The sequence below is a fragment of the Mesorhizobium sp. Root554 genome (assembly GCF_001427025.1).
In the GTDB taxonomy this organism is placed as follows: Bacteria; Pseudomonadota; Alphaproteobacteria; order Rhizobiales; family Rhizobiaceae; genus Mesorhizobium.
Map to the genome: position 1 here is coordinate 1,695,562 of NZ_LMGA01000001.1, position 16,211 is coordinate 1,711,772.

Consider the following 16,211-nt stretch of genomic DNA (forward strand, 5'->3'; position numbering starts at 1 on the left):
CTTGAATGAGTGAATGGGATAACATGGGGCACTATGGGCGTCAACGGGAACAAGCTTCACGAATCGGGCGCCAGGCCCCTGTCACAGGGCTTTGCGCAGATTCCCGTATTTATCGTCCATTAAGCCTAACGAACCGTTTAAACGGCCGAGCGCCGACGGCGGCGGCCGACCGCTCGGGTCGCCGTCGCTGCAAGGCACAAATGTCGAAAAATGCCAGCCGGCCTGTAAGCCGGGTTCTGTATGGCCCCTGCCTCGCGGCAGGAACGTGGCGGCCATTCATCTTGAGCGCATGTCGCCATGCGCCTCACGCAACCTACCCGGGTGACTGGGCCGGAAACAGCCCTGAAGGTTGCCCTTCGCGCCACCCCTATTCGGTTTTGCTCCCGGTGGGGTTTACCTTGCCGCGTCCGTTACCGTCCGCGCGGTGGGCTCTTACCCCACCCTTTCACCCTTGCCGCGAAAATCGCGGCGGTTTGCTTTCTGTGGCACTTTCCCTGGGGTCGCCCCCGCCGGCCATTAGCCGGCACCGTGTTTCCATGGAGCCCGGACTTTCCTCACCCGCAGCCTTTCGGCTTCGCGGGTGCGGCCGCCCGGCCAGCTGGCAGAGCGTATAAAGGGGTTCGCGCATGAAAACGCAAACGAAAAAGCCGGCAGGGCGGAGTGCCCGCCTCGCCGGCCAGCCATCAGGCTCCGACGCCGAGCGCCGCCATTTGCACCTTGACCTTGGCGCAATAGGCTGAAGACACCGGATTCATCCGCTTGGCGGCATGTCCGGCATTGTATTTCAGGATCGTGCCGCAGGTGCTTCCGCCGCCCAAATCCTGCGCCATCGCCAGATATTTGATGCCGTATTTAATGTTGGTCTCCGGATTGTAGAGCCCGGCCACCGAACCGCTGTAGCCCAGCATCCGCGCCGTCGCCGGCTTGATCTGCATGAGACCGATCTCGCCGGCGCTGCCGACGATGTTCGGCTGATAGTTGCTCTCGACGCTGATCACCGCATGGGCAAGCGAAACCGGAACGCCGTAGCTGGCGGCATAGCGCGAAACGATGGCCGAATAGCGCGTACCGCCGGAGGCCGCGGCGATCACCGCGGGCTTTCCGATCGTACGTTTGCGCGCCTTGAGCGAAACGGTCTTGACCGGCTTCGTCGCGCGCTTCTGCGCTTTGGCCGCTTTGGCCTTTTCCGTGCCGGCTTTTGCAACCTTGGCGGACTTGGACGGGGCTTCGTCAGCCTTCGCGGCCTTCTTGGTTCCTGGCTTGATGGCCGCGCTCTGGCATCCGAAGACGGAGCAGATGCCGGCGTCGTTTTTCTCAGGCGACTTGGCGGTTTTGGTCTTGCCCGCTTCGATTTTCTTGGCTGCCTCACCCGTGTAGACGTCCCCGACATCTTTGGCGTTGGCAGCAAAACTCGTCATCGCGGCAACAATGGCGGCCGCTACAAAAATATAGCTCTTCATTTGGTCCTGTTTGTCCCGGCCGCTTGAAAGATGTTTTCAGCGGCAACCTCGAATAGTGCTGGTTTATTTATGTGTATTGACCAGCACGGGTGCGGAACAGGCTTTTGCAGGCCCAATGCGCATCAAAAAGGGCAGCGCAATTCACATTGCGTAACAGTATGTAACTTAAAGAAATTGAACAGGTTGCTTTCCGGTTGCCTTTGGAAGGCGTTCGTGAAGCGCGCGCAATGTCCCGATGGTGGACGCATCGGCGACGCCATCGACGCGGCGCGGGCGGAAATGCCTCTGGAAGGCTTCGACCGCGGTTCTGGTCTTGTTGTTGAACCTGCCGCAGACCTCAACGCCATAGCCATACTGCTGCAGCAGGGCCTGAAGTTCCTCCACGGACGGTCCGGTGTCACCCAAACCGAGGCCTTTTGCCGAGCGTATTGGAGCGGCGGGAACCAGATGTCCGATCCCTGCCTTGAAGAGAGTTCGCCAGGGAAATTTCTCGCCCGGATCGACCTTCCGACCCGGCGCGATATCGGAATGCGCCAGCACGCGCTCCGGGACGATAGCGTGCCGCCCAACAATACCGGAACACAGGTCGATCACCGCCCCGATCTGCCGTTTTGGAAACGACGGATAGCCGTTGGAATGGCCTGGATTGACGATCTCGATGCCGATGGAACAGGAATTGTTGTCCGTTACGCCATGCCAGAAGCTTTTTCCGGCATGCCAGGCGCGATCCTTTTCGCGCACCATCTGAACGATGCGACCATCTTCATGCACGAGGTAATGGGAAGAAACTTCGCTTTGCGGATTGCAGAGCCAGTCTTCGGCGGCGGCCCCGCTGTCCATCCCTGTATAGTGCAGCACGATCATGTCGGGGTCTTGCGTACCGCGCCGGGAACCGAAGTTGGGCGATGGCCTCACCGCGGCGCTGATATGATCGGGCGCGAACTCCGTCATGCCGGCGCGAGGTCCCTTTCGATCATTTCATAGGCGGCATTGATCGCCGCGACCCTCGCCGTGGCGATCTTGATGAATTCCTGCGGCAGTCCGCGCCCGATCGCCCGGTCCGGGTGGTTTTCGGCGACAAGCTTGCGGTAGTGCTTCTTGACGTCTTCGAACGGCCTGCCCCGCTCTATCCCGAGGATCGCATAGGGATCGTCCCGTCCCAGATGTACATGCCGCGCGAGGATGCTCTGGTAGTGAGCCTCGTCGATCTTGAAGACGGTTGCGACAGTTTGGAGGAACCGGGCCTCACGTTCATGCAGCACACCATCGGCGGTCGCGATATGGAACAGCCCGTCGAGTATATTTTCCAGCATGTCGCAGTTTTGATGCCCCGAACCGCAAAGCTGCGCCATTTTCTCTGCATAGGCCTCGAAGCCGGCGGTATCCTTTTTCGCCAGATCGTAGAGCCGCGCCACATGATGCGTCTCCTCGCGCGGAACCTCGAAAATCTCGCGGAAGGCACGGATTTCCTCCTGCGTCACGACGCCGTCGGCCTTGGCCATCTTGGCCGAAAGCGCGATCATCGCAACGGAGAACGCGACGCGGCGGCGCAGTTCCGCATCGCCGGAAAATACGGTGCGGACGGCCTCCACCAGATCGGCGACGCCGGACGTCGCCGAGGCGGAAACACGGGTAATGAAGTCGCCAATGCGATCCCAAATCGACATGGGCGCCTGTGTAGAGCGAACCGCTTGCACACCGCAAGCCAAACGTCTTCACATGCTTGCTATCGGATGACCATTCCTGCCACCCAAACAAAAAAAAGGCCGGCAAACGCCGGCCTTTCTCTACTCACTCACGCTAATTACTTGGCCGGAGCCGGGGTTGCCGGAGCCGGTTCAACAGGCTTCACTTCCGGGTTAGCCGGTGCACTCGGATTCATCGGCTGCTCCGCAGCCGGCGGATTGGTGCTCTGCGTGGTGGTGGTGTCGGTACCGCTGTCGCTGCAGGCGGCAACGCCCAGCAAAGCCAAAGCGGAAACAGAAGCGAGAACAAATTTCTTCATGACATCTCTCCTTTCGCAATAACGCCGTTTTCGGCGGCGGTCGGAGAGAAAATGCCTGGTGGCGGATTCCGTTTCGTCACGTTGCGTTTCGTTTTGTAACAACAGAACAGCGAGGGCCCTTGGCAACCTTGCCGCCTGTCACACAACGCGTCATCGACCTGTCATCGCCCTGCGATACCCGCTTGCCTCAATGCAAATCGGGGATTCGCGGTTCCATGACCGACATTTCAGGTGAACTGGTCTTTCGTCGCGGCAAGGAAGTCGGCAAGGCCGTCTACCAGAACCGCCCCCTCTCAAAGGCGGGCATTTCAGAGCGGCTTTTCGCGCTACTGTTTTCCGGCCTCGTCTATCCGCAGATATGGGAGGATCCCGATATCGACATGGAAGCGATGGCGCTCGGCTCAAGCCATCGCGTCGTCACGATCGCTTCCGGCGGCTGCAACGTGCTGGCTTATCTGACGCGCTCGCCCGCAAGCGTCGAGGCTGTCGACCTCAACGCCGCGCATATCGCCCTCAACCGCATGAAGCTGGCGGCGATGCGGCACCTGCCCTCGCAGGCGGATGTCTTCCGCTTCTTCGGCAGCGTCGGCAATGCGCATAATGCGGCGGCCTATGACCGCTTCGTCGCGCCGCATCTCGATCCCGTCAGCCGCCATTACTGGGAACGCAAAAGCTGGCGCGGCCGGCGCCGCATCGAGATATTCAACCGCAATTTCTACCAGACGGGCCTTCTCGGCCTGTTCATCGCGGCGGGACATCGTACGGCAAAGCTGCACGGCGTCGACCCGGCCGAACTGCTGCGCGCCGGCACGATGGAAGAGCAGCGGCGCTTCTTCGATGAGAAGCTGGCGCCGGTTTTCGACCGCCGCCTGCTGCGCTGGGCCACCGCACGGAAATCGTCGCTGTTCGGCCTCGGCATCCCGCCGGCACAATACGATTCGCTCATCACCTCCGGCGACGGCACCATGGCGAGCGTGCTCAGGGCGCGCCTGGAGAAACTCGCCTGCGGCTTTCCCCTGAAGGACAACTACTTCGCCTGGCAGGCCTTTGCCCGCCGCTACCCCGAACCGGACGAAGCGGCGTTGCCCGCCTATCTCGAGAAGCGCAATTACCCGACACTCAAGGCCAATGTCGGACGCGCCTCCATCCACCACGCCAACATGATCGACTTCCTCGCCGCCAAGGATGCCGGAACGGTGGATCGCTTCGTGCTGCTCGACGCGCAGGACTGGATGACCGACGCGCAGCTCAATGCGCTGTGGACGGAAATCACCCGCACCGCCGCGGCAGGCGCACGCGTCATTTTCCGCACCGCCGCCGAGCCCAGCCTGCTGCCCGGACGTGTCTCGGCCTCGCTGCTCGACCAGTGGAGCTACGAAGAGGACGCCTCGCTTGATTTCTCGGCACGCGATCGCTCTGCCATCTATGGCGGCTTCCATCTCTATGTGAAGCGCGCCGCATGAGCACGCCGGCAGCCGAACGGCTCGGCGGCCACGCCGAACTGATGGACGGCGTCTATCGCTGGCAGCGCCACATCTACGACCTGACCCGCAAATATTACCTGCTCGGCCGCGACCGGCTGGTTGCCGGTCTCGATGTAACGGCCGGCGGCACGGTGCTGGAACTCGGCTGCGGCACCGGGCGCAATCTCGTTCTGGCAGCGCGCCGCTATCCGAACGCCCGCTTCTTCGGCCTCGATATCTCGAACGAGATGTTGGAAACGGCGCGGGCCGCTCTCGCCCGCGACGCCCTTTCCGGGCGCGTGACCGTCGCACGCGGCGATGCCACCGATTTCGACCCGTCGATTCTGTTCGGCGAGGTGAAGAGCTTCGACCGCATCTTCATCTCCTATTCCCTCTCGATGATTCCGGAGTGGGAAAAAGCGGTGACTGCGGCGCTCGCGGCGCTTTCGCCTGGCGGTTCTCTGCATGTCGTCGATTTCGGCGGGCAGGAACGCTTGCCGGCGTGGTTCCGCGTGGCGCTGCGCGGCTGGCTGCGCCGGTTCCACGTATCGCCGCGTGATTCTTTGCGCGAAGTGCTGGAATCGGAATCTGCGCGAACGGGCGCAAACCTCTCTTTCCAAACGCTTTATCGCGGCTATGCCATTCTGGGGATATTGAAAAGATAGTGGTGCGTCCTTCGAGGCTCGCTCCAGATAGTTATTTCAGCGCCACCAGCAACTGGCTGGCCAGCACCTGTGGACGATACTGCAGCTTCGACGGCGTCAGGCCGAGGCGCACGACGACCAGCTTTTCGGAGGGAACGACGGCAATCGTCTGCCCGTCATGGCCGGTCAGCCAATAGCTGTCCTCGGGCAACCCGGCGGCGACGTCCGAACTCTCCTCGTCGCCCGGACCCTCGGTCCAGACCTGGCCCCTGCCATAGATGCCGTTCGAGGCCGGCGCCGGCTCATGCATCCAGGCGACGTAGCCGGCGGGCAGGATTTCCTTGCCGTTCCAGACGCCGTCCTGCAGCAGGAACTGGCCGAAGCGCGCCCAGTCGCGCGCCGTAGCGTAAAGATAGGACGACCCGACGAAGGTGCCGGTCTCATCCGTCTCCATCACCGCGCTCTGCATGCCGAGCGGATCGAACAGGGAAAGCCGTGGCCAGGCCAGCGCGTTGCCCTTGTCGCCGATCGCATCCTGCCAGATGCGTGACAGCATCACCGCGGTGCCGCTGGAATAGGAAAACACCTTGCCGACATCGCCTTCCAGCGGCTTTGCCTCGGCGAAACCCGCCATGTCGGGCGCCAGATAGAGCATGCGCGTCACGTCGGTGACGTCGCCATAGTCCTCATTGAACTGCATGCCGCTCGACATCGCCATCAGGTCGGCGATGCTGATCGCCGCGCGGCCGTCGGCCTTCCAAGGCTCGAACAGTCCGTTCTTATCGATCGCAAGCTTGCCGTCTTTCACCAGCGTGCCGACGATCGCCGCATTGACCGTCTTGGTCATCGACCAGCCGAGCAGCGGCGTCTTCTCGGAGAAACCTTCGCCATATCGCTCGCCGGCGATCCGCCCGTTCTTGACCACGACCACGGCGCGCATGCCGGGGCCGGTCAGGGCGGGATCGTCGAGGATCCGTTTCACCTCCGTGTCCTGCGAGGGATCGACCCGGCTGCCTTCCGGCCACGGCGCATCGAGCGGCGGCGCGGGCGTCAAAGTCGGTCCCGCTATCGCCCTGGCGGCGGCTACATCGCCATTTGGAACGCTGGTGCAGCCGAGTCCATCGCGCCGGATCGCCACGCTGCGGCCAAGGATGCCGAACAACCCCGCCGAAACGGTGCCGGCCTCCCTGTCCACGTCAACCCGCATCAGCTTGAGCAGCGGATGGCCGGGCGCCTGCACATCGACGGCCAGCACCTCCCCGGCGTCCCTGTCGGCCAGGAAAACATTCGAGCAGACGATCTTGGCGGAATAGCCGGAGGCGATGCGGATCAGATCAGGCGGCGAGACATAGAGCCAAGTGAATAGCCCGGCGACGGCGAGGACAAGCAGCGCCAGAAACCATTTCACGATCCTTGCCACGATACGCATTGCGCCTCCTCCATGCTCGCCATGAGGTCTGCCATGGATTCGCCGCCATTGCTCCCGCAAAATTGCAGCCGATTCACTTGGCATAACCGAATATCAACCATGTTCGGCGATGAATTCGTGGCAAGTGGGTTGCGGGGATAGCGCGGAGCGGGATGAAGCCGACGGACGCAACCTTTGGCATGACCTGTAACCGGTCGGGGGGACATATGCGCCGTTTCGCGGCACTCTTAGCGCTGACGCTGCTGGCCGCATGCTCGACGGTCAACGACCTCGTGCCGGTCCCCTCGGGCGGATCCGGCGTCGCCGTGCGCTCCCCCCGCTTCGCCGACTCCGATCCGCATGAATGGGTGAGCGGCGCGCCCTGGAACTATGCCGTCCACGGCACCGACGTGTCGAAGTACCAGACCTCGGTCGATTGGCGCCAGGCAAAGGCCAGCGGCATTTCCTTCGCCTTCATCAAGGCGACCGAGGGCGGCGACCGCGTCGACGACCGGTTTTCCCAGCACTGGAGCGGCACGAGAGCGGCCGGAATCCCGCGCGCGGCCTATCATTTCTACTATTTCTGCCGCCCCGCGGCCGAACAGGCGCGCTGGTTCATCCAGAACGTGCCGAAAGAGCGCTCGTCCATGCCGCCGGTGCTGGACATGGAATGGAACCCGCAATCCCCGACCTGCAAGCTGCGTCCCGACGCCGCCACCGTGCGCAGCGAGATGAGCATCTTCCTGTCGATCGTCGAGAAGCACTACGGCAAGAAACCGATCATCTACACATCGATCGATTTCTTCGATGACAACGGTCTTTCGGGCTTCCGCGGCTACCCCTACTGGCTTCGCTCGGTCGCCGGCCATCCGCGCGAAAAGTACGGCAGCCACCCCTTCACCTTCTGGCAGTACACCGGAACCGGCGTCATCCCGGGCATGAAGGGTAATGCCGACATCAACGTTTTCAACGGCTCGGAAGCCGCCTGGAATAGCTGGCTGAGACAAAACACCCGTTGACACGGGTTCCCCTGCCTGCTTTTCGACACATGTTGTCGGCAAGCGGTGCCCAGCAACTGTTCCCGGAGAAACGATGAAATCGCGCTTCAGCCCATTCGTGGCGTTTTTGCTGGCGGCATCGGCATTGCCGGCCGCCGCGCAGGAATGCGGCGGCGACTTCGCCAACTGGAAACAGGGCGTCTCTGCCGAGGCAACCGCAGCCGGCGTCGGCCAGGCCGGCCATGAGGCGCTGGCCATTGCCACGCTCGACGACAAAGTGCTGGCCCGCGACCGCTCGCAGGGCGTCTTCTCGCAAACCTTCAACCAGTTCTCGGGCCGCATGATCTCGGCCTATCGGCTGAAGCAGGGCGCGGCCAATCTGGCGAAATACGCCGATGTCTTCGCCCGGGCGAAGCAGGAGTTCGGTGTGCCCGGCGCGGTGGTCGGCGCCTTCTGGGCGCTGGAAACCGATTTCGGCGCCGTGCAGGGCGATTTCAACACCCTCAACGCGCTGGTGACGCTGGCGCATGACTGCCGTCGCCCGCAGGTATTCCGGCCGCAGCTCATCCCGCTGCTGAAGCTCATCGACCGCGGCATCGTGCCCGCCGACGTCAAGGGCGCCTGGGCCGGCGAGATCGGCCAGACGCAGATGCTTCCGGCCGATTATCTGGCGGACGGCGTCGATGGCGATGGCGACGGCGCCATCGATCTGCGCGGCAGCGCTTCCGATGTCATCATGACCACGGCCAAGAAACTGGAGATGAAGGGCTGGAAGCGCGATCAGCCCTGGATCCAGGAGGTCCGCGTACAGGACGAGATGCCCTGGGACCAGACCGGCCGCTCCAACAAGCTGCCGCTGTCACAGTGGACTGAATGGGGCGTCACCAACCCTGACGGCTCGCCCTTGCAGGACAACGGCCTCAAGGCCGGTATCGTCCTGCCGATGGGCCGCAAGGGTCCGGCCTTCCTCGCCTATGAGAATTACGACGTCTATCTGGAGTGGAACCAGTCGGCCACCTATGCGCTGACCGCCGCTGTCCTTGCCTCCCGCCTCGCCGGCGCGCCGGCCTACGATCCGCGCAATCCCGAAACCGGCCTCACCATGGACCAGATGAAGGACCTGCAAACCCGGCTCGAAGCGCGGGGCTACGATGTCGGCAAGGTCGACGGCATCCTTGGCAACAACACGCGCGAGGCGATCCGCAAGGAGCAGATGCGTCTCGGCATCGCGGTCGATGGCTGGCCAACGCCGGACCTGCTGGCGAGGCTTTGACGCCCTGCCTTCCCCCTGGGGGAGAAGGCAAAGAACTCACCCCGCCATCGTCTCAAGGCTGGCCAGTCCCTGCGGCGCCTCGCCCTCGTCGAACGGTGTCGTCACCTCCACGAACGTGTCGGGGTAGAACCCGTTGAAGCGGGTCCGCAGCGACAGCGAATAGGCGCCGATGTGGCCGATCTCGATCCAGTCGCCGGTATCCACCGTTTCCGGCAGCCAGAACGGCCGCGACAGGATATCGACGGAATCGCAGGTCGCCCCGCACACCTTGAACGGCACGATGTTGGCTTCCGAGCCGTTGCGCGAGCGGATGGCGGGATCGGGAATGAAACGCGCCGGCAAGGTGATCTTGCCGGTCCATGAGTCCGACAGCGACGCCCAGATGCCGTCATTGATGTAGAGCCGCCTGCCCTTGCGCAGGAGGACGCGCACGATCAGCGAGAAACAGCGCGCGACGATCACCCTGCCCGGCTCTGCGAACAGCGGCACCTCGCCGAAGCCGTACTCCTTGAGATCACCGCGCAACCGCGCCATGAGTTCGGCCAGCGACGGCATTGCCACCGTCTTGCGGTTGGGGTCGTGGCCGTATTCGGCGGGAAAGCCCCCGCCGACATCGAGCCCTGTCAGATCGAAGGACAGCCGGTTGCGCACCCAGTCGGCTGAGGCCAGCGCCCGCTCATAGGTGTCCGGCTCCTCGATCTGGCTGCCGACATGGAAGCACAGGCCGACCTTGTAGCCGGTGCGGTTCAGGCGCTCCGCAAGCTCGACCGCATAGGCCGGACCGGCGCCGAATTTCTTGGACAGTTCGTAAGCAGCGTGTCCTTTGGTCTGCACGCGCACGTATACCGTCATCGAACCGGGGTCGATATCCAGCGCCCGCACCACGCGGGTCAGCTTGGTGATCTCGTCCTCATGGTCGACGGCGATCACCCGAATGCCGTATTTTTCCAGCGCCAGCTTGATGTCCGACTGGGCCTTGACCGGATGCATGTAGAGCATCTCGGCATCGGACGAGACCGCGCGCACCGCCGCGAACTCCCCAGGCGACGCAACGTCGAACGCCTTCACACCGGCCTCGACCAGCGTTTCGAGCACCATCGGCTCGCCATTGGTCTTTACCGCATAGGCCGTCTTGCCGGGAAACATGCTCATGAACTGGCGGGCATCCGCCTTCAGCACCTGGGGCCGGAAGCAGTAGACCGGGTCGTCCGGGNGTTGGCGCACTCTATCCGGTCCGGCACGCGGAAAGAACCGTGCTTTCAAGCCGCTTCAAGGGATTTTGAACACCGCTTGTCGGGACTCAGACCGAAACCCGAATAAGGCAGTTTCGCCACATTTTTTGCACAGGGCCGGCTCCGTAATTTCGGCAGCGATTTCAAACCTTAAGCCTATAGAATGGGTAGAAAATTCCACAGTCCTGTCGCAATGCAGCACATTTTCCGCTTGTCTGTGGGCCAAATGACCCTAGACTCCCAGCCATAGCTCTTTGATGAGGAGGCTATGCATGGGACTTACGAGGCCACTTAACGCTTTGATGATCTGTGCTGCGTTCGCTTTCATCGGCGCCCTTATTGTGGGCGTTCTTCCGTAAGGCCGCATCAGCGGGGGAAGACCAGCACCTCATAGTGAAAAATCTTTGAAAGGCCGGGTTTATCGCCCGGCCTTTCTGCATGGGGTCACGCCGCTGCCGAGCCTGCGGCATCCGCCGGCTGCTGCGCTCGGATACCGATCATATGGCAGATGGCGAAAACCAGATCGGCCCGGTTCATCGTATAAAAGTGGAAGTCGCCGACGCCGCGCTCGACCAGATCCATGACCTGCTCGGCAGCGACGGCCGAGGCCACCAGCGCATGGGTCTGCGCATCGTTGTCGAGACCTTCGAAGCGCTCCGCCAGCCAACCCGGCACATGCGCGCCGGCCCGTGCGGAGAAGTTCGCCACCTGCTTGAAGCTGTGCACCGGCAATACGCCCGGCACGATCGGGATGTAGATGCCGGCTCGCCGCACCCGCTCGACATAGCGCTCGTAAAGGTCGTTGTCGAAGAAGAACTGGGTAACGGCGCGTGTCGCGCCATTGTCGACCTTGCGCTTCAGCATGTCGATATCGGTGGCGAAATCCGGGCTTTCCGGATGCTTTTCCGGGTAGGCGGAAACCGACACGTCGAAATCGCCGATCGCCCGCATCGCGCCGACCAGTTCGGCGCCATTGGCGTAACCGCCGGGATAGGGCTGATAGGCCGCGCCCGCCCCCGCCGACGGATCGCCGCGCAACGCCACGAAGCGGGTAACGCCCATCTCGGCGAATTCGCGGATGACCGAGTCCACCTCGCCGCGGGTGGCGTCGACACAGGTCATGTGCGCCGCTGGCGTCAGGCTGGTTTCCTTCAGGATGCGCTTCACCGTGCGTGCCGTGCGTTCGCGCGTCGAGCCGCCGGCGCCATAGGTGACGGAGACGAAATTCGGCTGCAGCGGCTCCAGCCGCGTCACCGTATCCCACAGCCTTGCCTCCATCTCGTCGGTCTTCGGCGGGAAGAACTCGAACGAGACCCTGATCTTGTCGCCGATATCGGGCCGGCGGGAAAAGCGAAACTGGTTCATCAGGCAATTTCCCCCATGGGCGATCTGCTGGCGGCGCTCGCGTCGGTCGACGGTTCGGCGATCAACAGCCGCCGGTCCCGGCCGAGCCAGAGCTTGACCGTCAGTTTCGGTTCGGTGCCGGCGCGCGGCTCGAAATCCTGCGTGTCCTCAAGGTCGAGACCGGCCTCGTTCAACCATTCGGCCATCTGGATGTCCGAAAAGCCGAGACGCTGGTGCGCATGCTTGTCACGCAGGAACTCCAGCGCATGCGGCGCGAAATCGACAATCGCCAGACGGCCGGCCGGCCGCAGCAGCCGCGCCGCCTCACGAATGGCCCGGGCTGGATCGTCGAGATAATGAAGCACCTGGTGAATGGTGACGAGATCGAAGGAATCGCGCTCCACCGGCGGCGAAAAAATATCGCCCTGCCGTACCTGCGCGTTGGATATGCCCGCCTTGTCGAGATTGGCCCGCGCCACGGCGAGCATTTCTCGCGACATGTCGATGCCGACGCCGCGCCGGTAAAGCGGCGAGAAGATTTCCAGGATGCGCCCCGTGCCGGTGCCGAGATCGAGCATGGACTGGAACGGCCGCTTGCCCACCAGCTTCAGCAGCGCCGCCTCCACCGCGCGGTCCGGCACATGCAGCGAGCGGATGTGGTCCCAGCTGGCTGCATTTTCAGAGAAATACTCGGCGGCGCGGTCCTGCCGCCGGCGCTTGACGCCCGCAAGCCGCTCCAGGTCACGTTCGACCTGCGCATCGCCGGAGCGGATTCCCGACACAAGCCGCAGCACGAAGTCGCGCGCCGCATCGGAATCCGAAAGGCGGAAAAAGGCCCATGAGCCTTCCTGATAGCGGCCGATCAACCCGGCTTCCATCAACAGCTTGAGATGGCGCGAGACGCGCGGCTGCGACTGGCCGAGAATGTCGGTCAGGTCGGAGACCGTCAGATCTCCGCGCGACAAAAGCGCCAGAATGCGCAGCCGGCTGGATTCGGCCGCCGCCTTCAATGTATCTACCATCGTGTCGAGCGAGACATGCATGGGCGGTCTTCTTGTCTAAAAGATATAAAGATATGTTTATGTCGATTTCGTTTCCATTGCAATCGCCAATGTCGCTGCACGGCAAGAAAACGGCGCGGCTGGACAGTGCGCGGCAGGACCGCCGATGAGCGCGCCGACCGGCCGCCGCCGCGCCATCGCCAAGGCCTTGACCGCGCTTCTGCCAATGGCGCCCTATGCGGACATGGAAAAAATCCGCGCCGATGCCGGCGCCGTCCACATGAAGACCCTGCCGCCATCGATCGCGGTATGGCTAGCGACCGTCGCGCATGTGCGGCATGGCTACACCGACTACGAAAAGCTGCTGGCCGAAGGCTACGACCGCGACTCGGCACGGTTCTTCGTCATCGACCAAACCAATGAAACACTGACCCGCTGGCGCGCGACACGCCTGCTCGATGCCGACGATGAGGAAGGCTGAAGCGCCTTCAGCCCCGATATATCCACTGCTCGGGCACGCGCACGGAAATCTCCTCGCCCTGCCGGATCAAGCCCGGCTTCTCCACCCATGCGACCAGCCCGCGCAGTCGCTTTGCCGCCTTGACGAAGGCGAGCGCGCCGGCCGGCCGGTCGGCCATGCGCGCCTGCTCGGCCACCAGCCGCCCCGTCTGGCGGCAGGGGTTGTTCAGCGCATCGATCTTTAGCGTCGCGCCGCCCTTGAAGAACAGCAGCGTGCCCGACGGCAGCAGCGAGAACCGCGGCAGGCCTTCGATCAGAAGGTTGGCGCCCATCCATTCCGGCTTGATTTCGGCGATGCCCATGGTCTGCGCCACCTGTGCCAGCTCGTCGGGCGCCACCAGCGAAAGCTGGCGCTCGTTGCGGATCTCGGTGCCGCGCGGATACCACGGTTCGCGCCCGCCCGATCGGCGCGTCACGCCGGCGTGGTAGTCGCCGGCAATGCCCTCGAACCCGACTGCCAGTGCATCGACTGCCCGCGTCTCGAAATGGTCGGACGGCGCCGCATAGACGCCGGCCACCCGCGCGGCCAGCTTCCGGGCCGGGACGATCTCGGGTTCCGCATTCGGTGTTTCGAACAAATCGAGCATCGTGCAATCCTGTCTGGACGGCCGAAAATGTCGAGTCTTGCTGCCACCGTCCAGCCAAAAAGCCTGAAGCCGGCATCGGCGCCGTCGATGGGTCACATCATGCGCAGCAGCGCCCCGCCGATCGAGTAGCCGGCGCCGAAGGCGCACAGCAGCCCGAAGTCGCCGGGCTTCATGTCGGCATGGTTTTCCGACAGCGCGATGATCGACCCGGCCCCCGCCGTGTTGCCGAGGCGGTCGAGCACCATCGGCGCGCGGTCGTGGTCGACATCGTGGCCGAAGGCGAGCTTCAGGATCATCGAGTTCATCCGCGCATTGGCCTGGTGCAGCCAGAACCGGCGGATGCCCTCCGGCGTCAGCCCGTGCTCGGCGAGGAAATCGACGATGAAGCGGTGCCCGGCGACAGTGACTTCCTTGAACACCTTGTTGCCGACCTGCTTGATCATGTTGCCTTCGAGGCCGATCATGTAGGGGTCGTCCAGCGCCGTGCGGGTCAGGTAGCCGAGATTGGTGCGGATGTTGGAGGACATCTGCGTCCAGGTGCGCGTGTCCAGCACCTCGAAACGTCCGGCCCGCGTCTCGCCCTCGTCCAGCGCCTCGACCACCATGGAAACGGCGGCGTCGCCGAAGATGAAATGCGTCTGCCGGTCGCGGAAGTTCAGATGCCCGGTAATGATCTCCGGCACCACCACCAGCACGCGCTTCTGGGCGCCGGCCCGCACCAGATTGGCCGCCACATGCAGCGCCGCCGCCGCCGAGGAGCAGCCGAGTCCCATGTCGAAGCCGGCGCCCTGCGTGCCGAGCGCCTGCTGCATCTCGATGGCGATGGCCGGATAGGGCCGCTGCAGATGCGACGACGAGCAGATCACCATGTCGATGTCCCGCGGCGCACGGCCGGCATGGGCCAGCGCCTTGCGCGCCGCTGCGATGCCGAATTCGGCCTGCAGCGACAATTCCTCGTCGGCGCGCGCCGGAATGCGCGGCGCCATGCGTGCCGGATCGAGGATGCCTTCGCGCTCCACCACATGGCGCTGGCGCACGCCGGAAGCATGGACGATGAAATCGGCGTCGGACTTCTGCAGAGCCGCTTCGCCGGCAGCGGCGCGCCGGGGGTTTTCGGCATCGACCCAGGCGTTGAAACTGGCGACCAGTTCCTCATTGGTAATCGACGCCTGCGGAATTTCGACGCCGATGCCGCTTATCACTACGCGATGCATATCTAATTCGTCCCGTACGCAACCCTGCGACGTTCATGGGAAGGGCGATGCGAGGGCGCCCGCACCTTTGCACGGGGCCGGTTTACGCCAGCTTAAGCGGCTGGGCGAGCGATTCTTTTGAGGCCGGCGCGGCCTGCCGGCGCGGCGACCGTCAGTCCCCGCGCACCGCGACGATGAACAGCCGCGGAAATTTCAGCAGCACCTTGCCGTCGGCGGTCGGCGGATAGGCCTGTGTGATGCGCGCCGTGTAGCGCTGCAGGAACAAGTGCCGCCCGGCCTCGTCCAGCGGATCGAGGAACGGCTTCAGCCCGGTCGACTTCACCCATTCCACGATGGCCTCGGCATTCGCCAGCGGGTGGTTGTAGGCCGTGTGCCAGATGTCGACCCGCGCCGAAAGCGGCGTCAGCAGATCGTAGTAGAACGACACCGGGGGCAGCGGCGGGCGCGCCGCGCCTTTCAGCGTCTGCGTGAACGGCGCTTCCGCCGCCACCTCGCGCATCAGCCGGTGCGACGGCTCGGCGATGTTGTCCGGCATCTGCACGGCGAGCGCGCCGCCGGGCGAAAGCAGCCCCATCAGCCGCTGGAACACGGCAGGATGTTCAGGCAGCCACTGGAACACGGCATTGGCGAAGACGACGTCGACCGGCTCGTCCGGCGCCCAGGACGCCGCGTCGGCCAGCTCGAACGAAACCTGCGGCAACCGCCTGCGCGCCTTGTCCAGCATATCGGGCGAGGTATCCAGCCCGCTGACCTTGGCGTCCGGCCAGCGCGCGGCCAGCAGCTCGGTCGAATTGCCCGGCCCGCAGCCGATATCGACGACGCGCTTCGGCTCCGCCACCGGCACCTGGGCAAGCAGATCCCGCGCCGGCCGCGTGCGCTCGTCCTCGAATTTGAGATATTGGGCGGCGGACCAGTCCGGCTTTGTCATGGGGTAACCTCGTCAGCAATGTTTTCGGCGATGCCTGAATGCCACTCCGATGAAGGAATGGCTAGGCGGGCAGAAGCCCACCCTCCCCCTTGTGGGGGCCCGAAGGGCGGGCGAGACCCGTGGCTCGCCCCGGCA

General features: G+C 63.7%; 16 protein-coding genes and 1 other RNA gene. 5 read left to right on the forward strand and 12 right to left on the reverse strand.

All coding sequences use genetic code 11. The features are described from left to right. Window positions 1-209 precede the first annotated feature (209 nt). From rnpB to ASD44_RS18130, 5 genes are all read right to left on the reverse strand, one after another. An RNA gene (rnpB, locus tag ASD44_RS17965) (RNase P RNA component class A) lies at window positions 210-602 on the reverse strand. An 81-nt stretch (window positions 603-683) separates the two neighbouring features. Then, the gene (locus tag ASD44_RS08175) at window positions 684-1,460 is read right to left on the reverse strand and encodes a transglycosylase SLT domain-containing protein (RefSeq protein ID WP_056110548.1); all 777 of its coding nucleotides are present in this window, start codon (window positions 1,458-1,460) and stop codon (window positions 684-686) included. A gap of 165 nt (window positions 1,461-1,625) precedes the next feature. Then, window positions 1,626-2,411 (reverse strand): N-acetylmuramoyl-L-alanine amidase, encoded by a 786-nt coding sequence (locus ASD44_RS08180; RefSeq protein WP_056110550.1) that lies wholly within the window; start codon window positions 2,409-2,411, stop codon window positions 1,626-1,628. Beyond that, window positions 2,408-3,127 (reverse strand): DnaJ family molecular chaperone, encoded by a 720-nt coding sequence (locus tag ASD44_RS08185; protein ID WP_056110551.1) that lies wholly within the window; start codon window positions 3,125-3,127, stop codon window positions 2,408-2,410. Before ASD44_RS08185 ends, ASD44_RS08180 begins: the two co-directional genes overlap by 4 nt. Window positions 3,128-3,264: 137 nt before the next feature. Next, window positions 3,265-3,465 (reverse strand): hypothetical protein, encoded by a 201-nt coding sequence (locus ASD44_RS18130; RefSeq protein ID WP_056206758.1) that lies wholly within the window; start codon window positions 3,463-3,465, stop codon window positions 3,265-3,267. 215 nt (window positions 3,466-3,680) lie between these two features. On the opposite strand from ASD44_RS18130, the gene ASD44_RS08190 reads away from it, so the two are divergent. Both ASD44_RS08190 and ASD44_RS08195 read left to right on the forward strand, forming a co-directional pair. Next, window positions 3,681-4,928: a DUF3419 family protein gene (locus ASD44_RS08190; RefSeq protein ID WP_056110553.1), complete on the forward strand. Its 1,248-nt coding sequence runs from the start codon at window positions 3,681-3,683 to the stop codon at window positions 4,926-4,928. Then, complete coding sequence (locus tag ASD44_RS08195; RefSeq protein ID WP_056110555.1) at window positions 4,925-5,593, forward strand: class I SAM-dependent methyltransferase; 669 nt, start codon at window positions 4,925-4,927, stop codon at window positions 5,591-5,593. The genes ASD44_RS08190 and ASD44_RS08195 overlap by 4 nt, the downstream gene beginning before the upstream one ends. 31 nt (window positions 5,594-5,624) lie before the next feature. Here the strand turns inward: ASD44_RS08195 and ASD44_RS08200 are convergent, their stop codons facing one another. After that, window positions 5,625-7,001 (reverse strand): serine hydrolase, encoded by a 1,377-nt coding sequence (locus ASD44_RS08200; RefSeq protein ID WP_056110558.1) that lies wholly within the window; start codon window positions 6,999-7,001, stop codon window positions 5,625-5,627. A gap of 206 nt (window positions 7,002-7,207) precedes the next feature. Between ASD44_RS08200 and ASD44_RS08205 the strand changes: the two genes are divergently transcribed. Next, on the forward strand, window positions 7,208-7,999 hold the full coding sequence (locus ASD44_RS08205; RefSeq protein ID WP_056110560.1) for a GH25 family lysozyme: 792 nt from the start codon (window positions 7,208-7,210) through the stop codon (window positions 7,997-7,999). Window positions 8,000-8,072: 73 nt separating this feature from the next. Then, entirely contained in the window at window positions 8,073-9,251 is a 1,179-nt protein-coding gene (locus tag ASD44_RS08210; RefSeq protein ID WP_056110562.1) for a lytic murein transglycosylase, read from the forward strand. A gap of 36 nt (window positions 9,252-9,287) precedes the next feature. Here ASD44_RS08210 and ASD44_RS08215 read toward each other — a convergent pair. From ASD44_RS08215 to ASD44_RS08225, 3 genes are all read right to left on the reverse strand, one after another. Then, window positions 9,288-10,464 (reverse strand): alanine racemase (locus ASD44_RS08215; RefSeq protein ID WP_156460921.1); only part of this gene is annotated, 1,177 nt, incomplete at its 5' end. A gap of 463 nt (window positions 10,465-10,927) precedes the next feature. Then, window positions 10,928-11,848: a methylenetetrahydrofolate reductase [NAD(P)H] gene (gene metF / locus ASD44_RS08220; protein WP_056110565.1), complete on the reverse strand. Its 921-nt coding sequence runs from the start codon at window positions 11,846-11,848 to the stop codon at window positions 10,928-10,930. Then, window positions 11,848-12,870: a metalloregulator ArsR/SmtB family transcription factor gene (locus ASD44_RS08225; RefSeq protein WP_056110567.1), complete on the reverse strand. Its 1,023-nt coding sequence runs from the start codon at window positions 12,868-12,870 to the stop codon at window positions 11,848-11,850. The genes metF and ASD44_RS08225 overlap by 1 nt, the downstream gene beginning before the upstream one ends. Before the next feature lie 124 nt (window positions 12,871-12,994). Here ASD44_RS08225 and ASD44_RS08230 point away from each other — a divergent pair, with 124 nt between their 5' ends. Then, a complete protein-coding gene (locus ASD44_RS08230) occupies window positions 12,995-13,309 on the forward strand; it encodes a DUF2293 domain-containing protein (protein WP_056110568.1) in 315 nt (104 codons plus the stop codon). A 7-nt stretch (window positions 13,310-13,316) separates the two neighbouring features. On the opposite strand, the gene ASD44_RS08235 is transcribed toward ASD44_RS08230, so the two are convergent. The 3 genes from ASD44_RS08235 to tam form a co-directional block, all read right to left on the reverse strand. Continuing rightward, window positions 13,317-13,934, reverse strand: coding sequence for an MOSC domain-containing protein (locus ASD44_RS08235; protein WP_056110571.1), 618 nt, complete (start codon window positions 13,932-13,934; stop codon window positions 13,317-13,319). Between the two features lie 92 nt (window positions 13,935-14,026). Next, complete coding sequence (locus ASD44_RS08240; RefSeq protein WP_056110573.1) at window positions 14,027-15,148, reverse strand: beta-ketoacyl-ACP synthase III; 1,122 nt, start codon at window positions 15,146-15,148, stop codon at window positions 14,027-14,029. Window positions 15,149-15,299: 151 nt separating this feature from the next. Then, window positions 15,300-16,076, reverse strand: coding sequence for a trans-aconitate 2-methyltransferase (gene tam, locus ASD44_RS08245; protein ID WP_056110574.1), 777 nt, complete (start codon window positions 16,074-16,076; stop codon window positions 15,300-15,302). Window positions 16,077-16,211 lie beyond the last annotated feature (135 nt).

Excerpts from the sequence above, each read along its gene's own strand:
- ASD44_RS08175 (WP_056110548.1), bottom strand. The coding sequence starts at position 1,460 with ATGAAGAGCTATATTTTTGTAGCGGCCGCCATTGTTGCCGCGATGACG.
- ASD44_RS08180 (WP_056110550.1), bottom strand. The coding sequence starts at position 2,411 with ATGACGGAGTTCGCGCCCGATCATATCAGCGCCGCGGTGAGGCCATCG.
- ASD44_RS08185 (WP_056110551.1), bottom strand. The coding sequence starts at position 3,127 with ATGTCGATTTGGGATCGCATTGGCGACTTCATTACCCGTGTTTCCGCC.
- ASD44_RS18130 (WP_056206758.1), bottom strand. The coding sequence starts at position 3,465 with ATGAAGAAATTTGTTCTCGCTTCTGTTTCCGCTTTGGCTTTGCTGGGC.
- ASD44_RS08190 (WP_056110553.1), top strand. The coding sequence starts at position 3,681 with ATGACCGACATTTCAGGTGAACTGGTCTTTCGTCGCGGCAAGGAAGTC.
- ASD44_RS08195 (WP_056110555.1), top strand. The coding sequence starts at position 4,925 with ATGAGCACGCCGGCAGCCGAACGGCTCGGCGGCCACGCCGAACTGATG.
- ASD44_RS08200 (WP_056110558.1), bottom strand. The coding sequence starts at position 7,001 with ATGCGTATCGTGGCAAGGATCGTGAAATGGTTTCTGGCGCTGCTTGTC.
- ASD44_RS08205 (WP_056110560.1), top strand. The coding sequence starts at position 7,208 with ATGCGCCGTTTCGCGGCACTCTTAGCGCTGACGCTGCTGGCCGCATGC.
- ASD44_RS08210 (WP_056110562.1), top strand. The coding sequence starts at position 8,073 with ATGAAATCGCGCTTCAGCCCATTCGTGGCGTTTTTGCTGGCGGCATCG.
- metF (WP_056110565.1), bottom strand. The coding sequence starts at position 11,848 with ATGAACCAGTTTCGCTTTTCCCGCCGGCCCGATATCGGCGACAAGATC.
- ASD44_RS08225 (WP_056110567.1), bottom strand. The coding sequence starts at position 12,870 with ATGCATGTCTCGCTCGACACGATGGTAGATACATTGAAGGCGGCGGCC.
- ASD44_RS08230 (WP_056110568.1), top strand. The coding sequence starts at position 12,995 with ATGAGCGCGCCGACCGGCCGCCGCCGCGCCATCGCCAAGGCCTTGACC.
- ASD44_RS08235 (WP_056110571.1), bottom strand. The coding sequence starts at position 13,934 with ATGCTCGATTTGTTCGAAACACCGAATGCGGAACCCGAGATCGTCCCG.
- ASD44_RS08240 (WP_056110573.1), bottom strand. The coding sequence starts at position 15,148 with ATGCATCGCGTAGTGATAAGCGGCATCGGCGTCGAAATTCCGCAGGCG.
- tam (WP_056110574.1), bottom strand. The coding sequence starts at position 16,076 with ATGACAAAGCCGGACTGGTCCGCCGCCCAATATCTCAAATTCGAGGAC.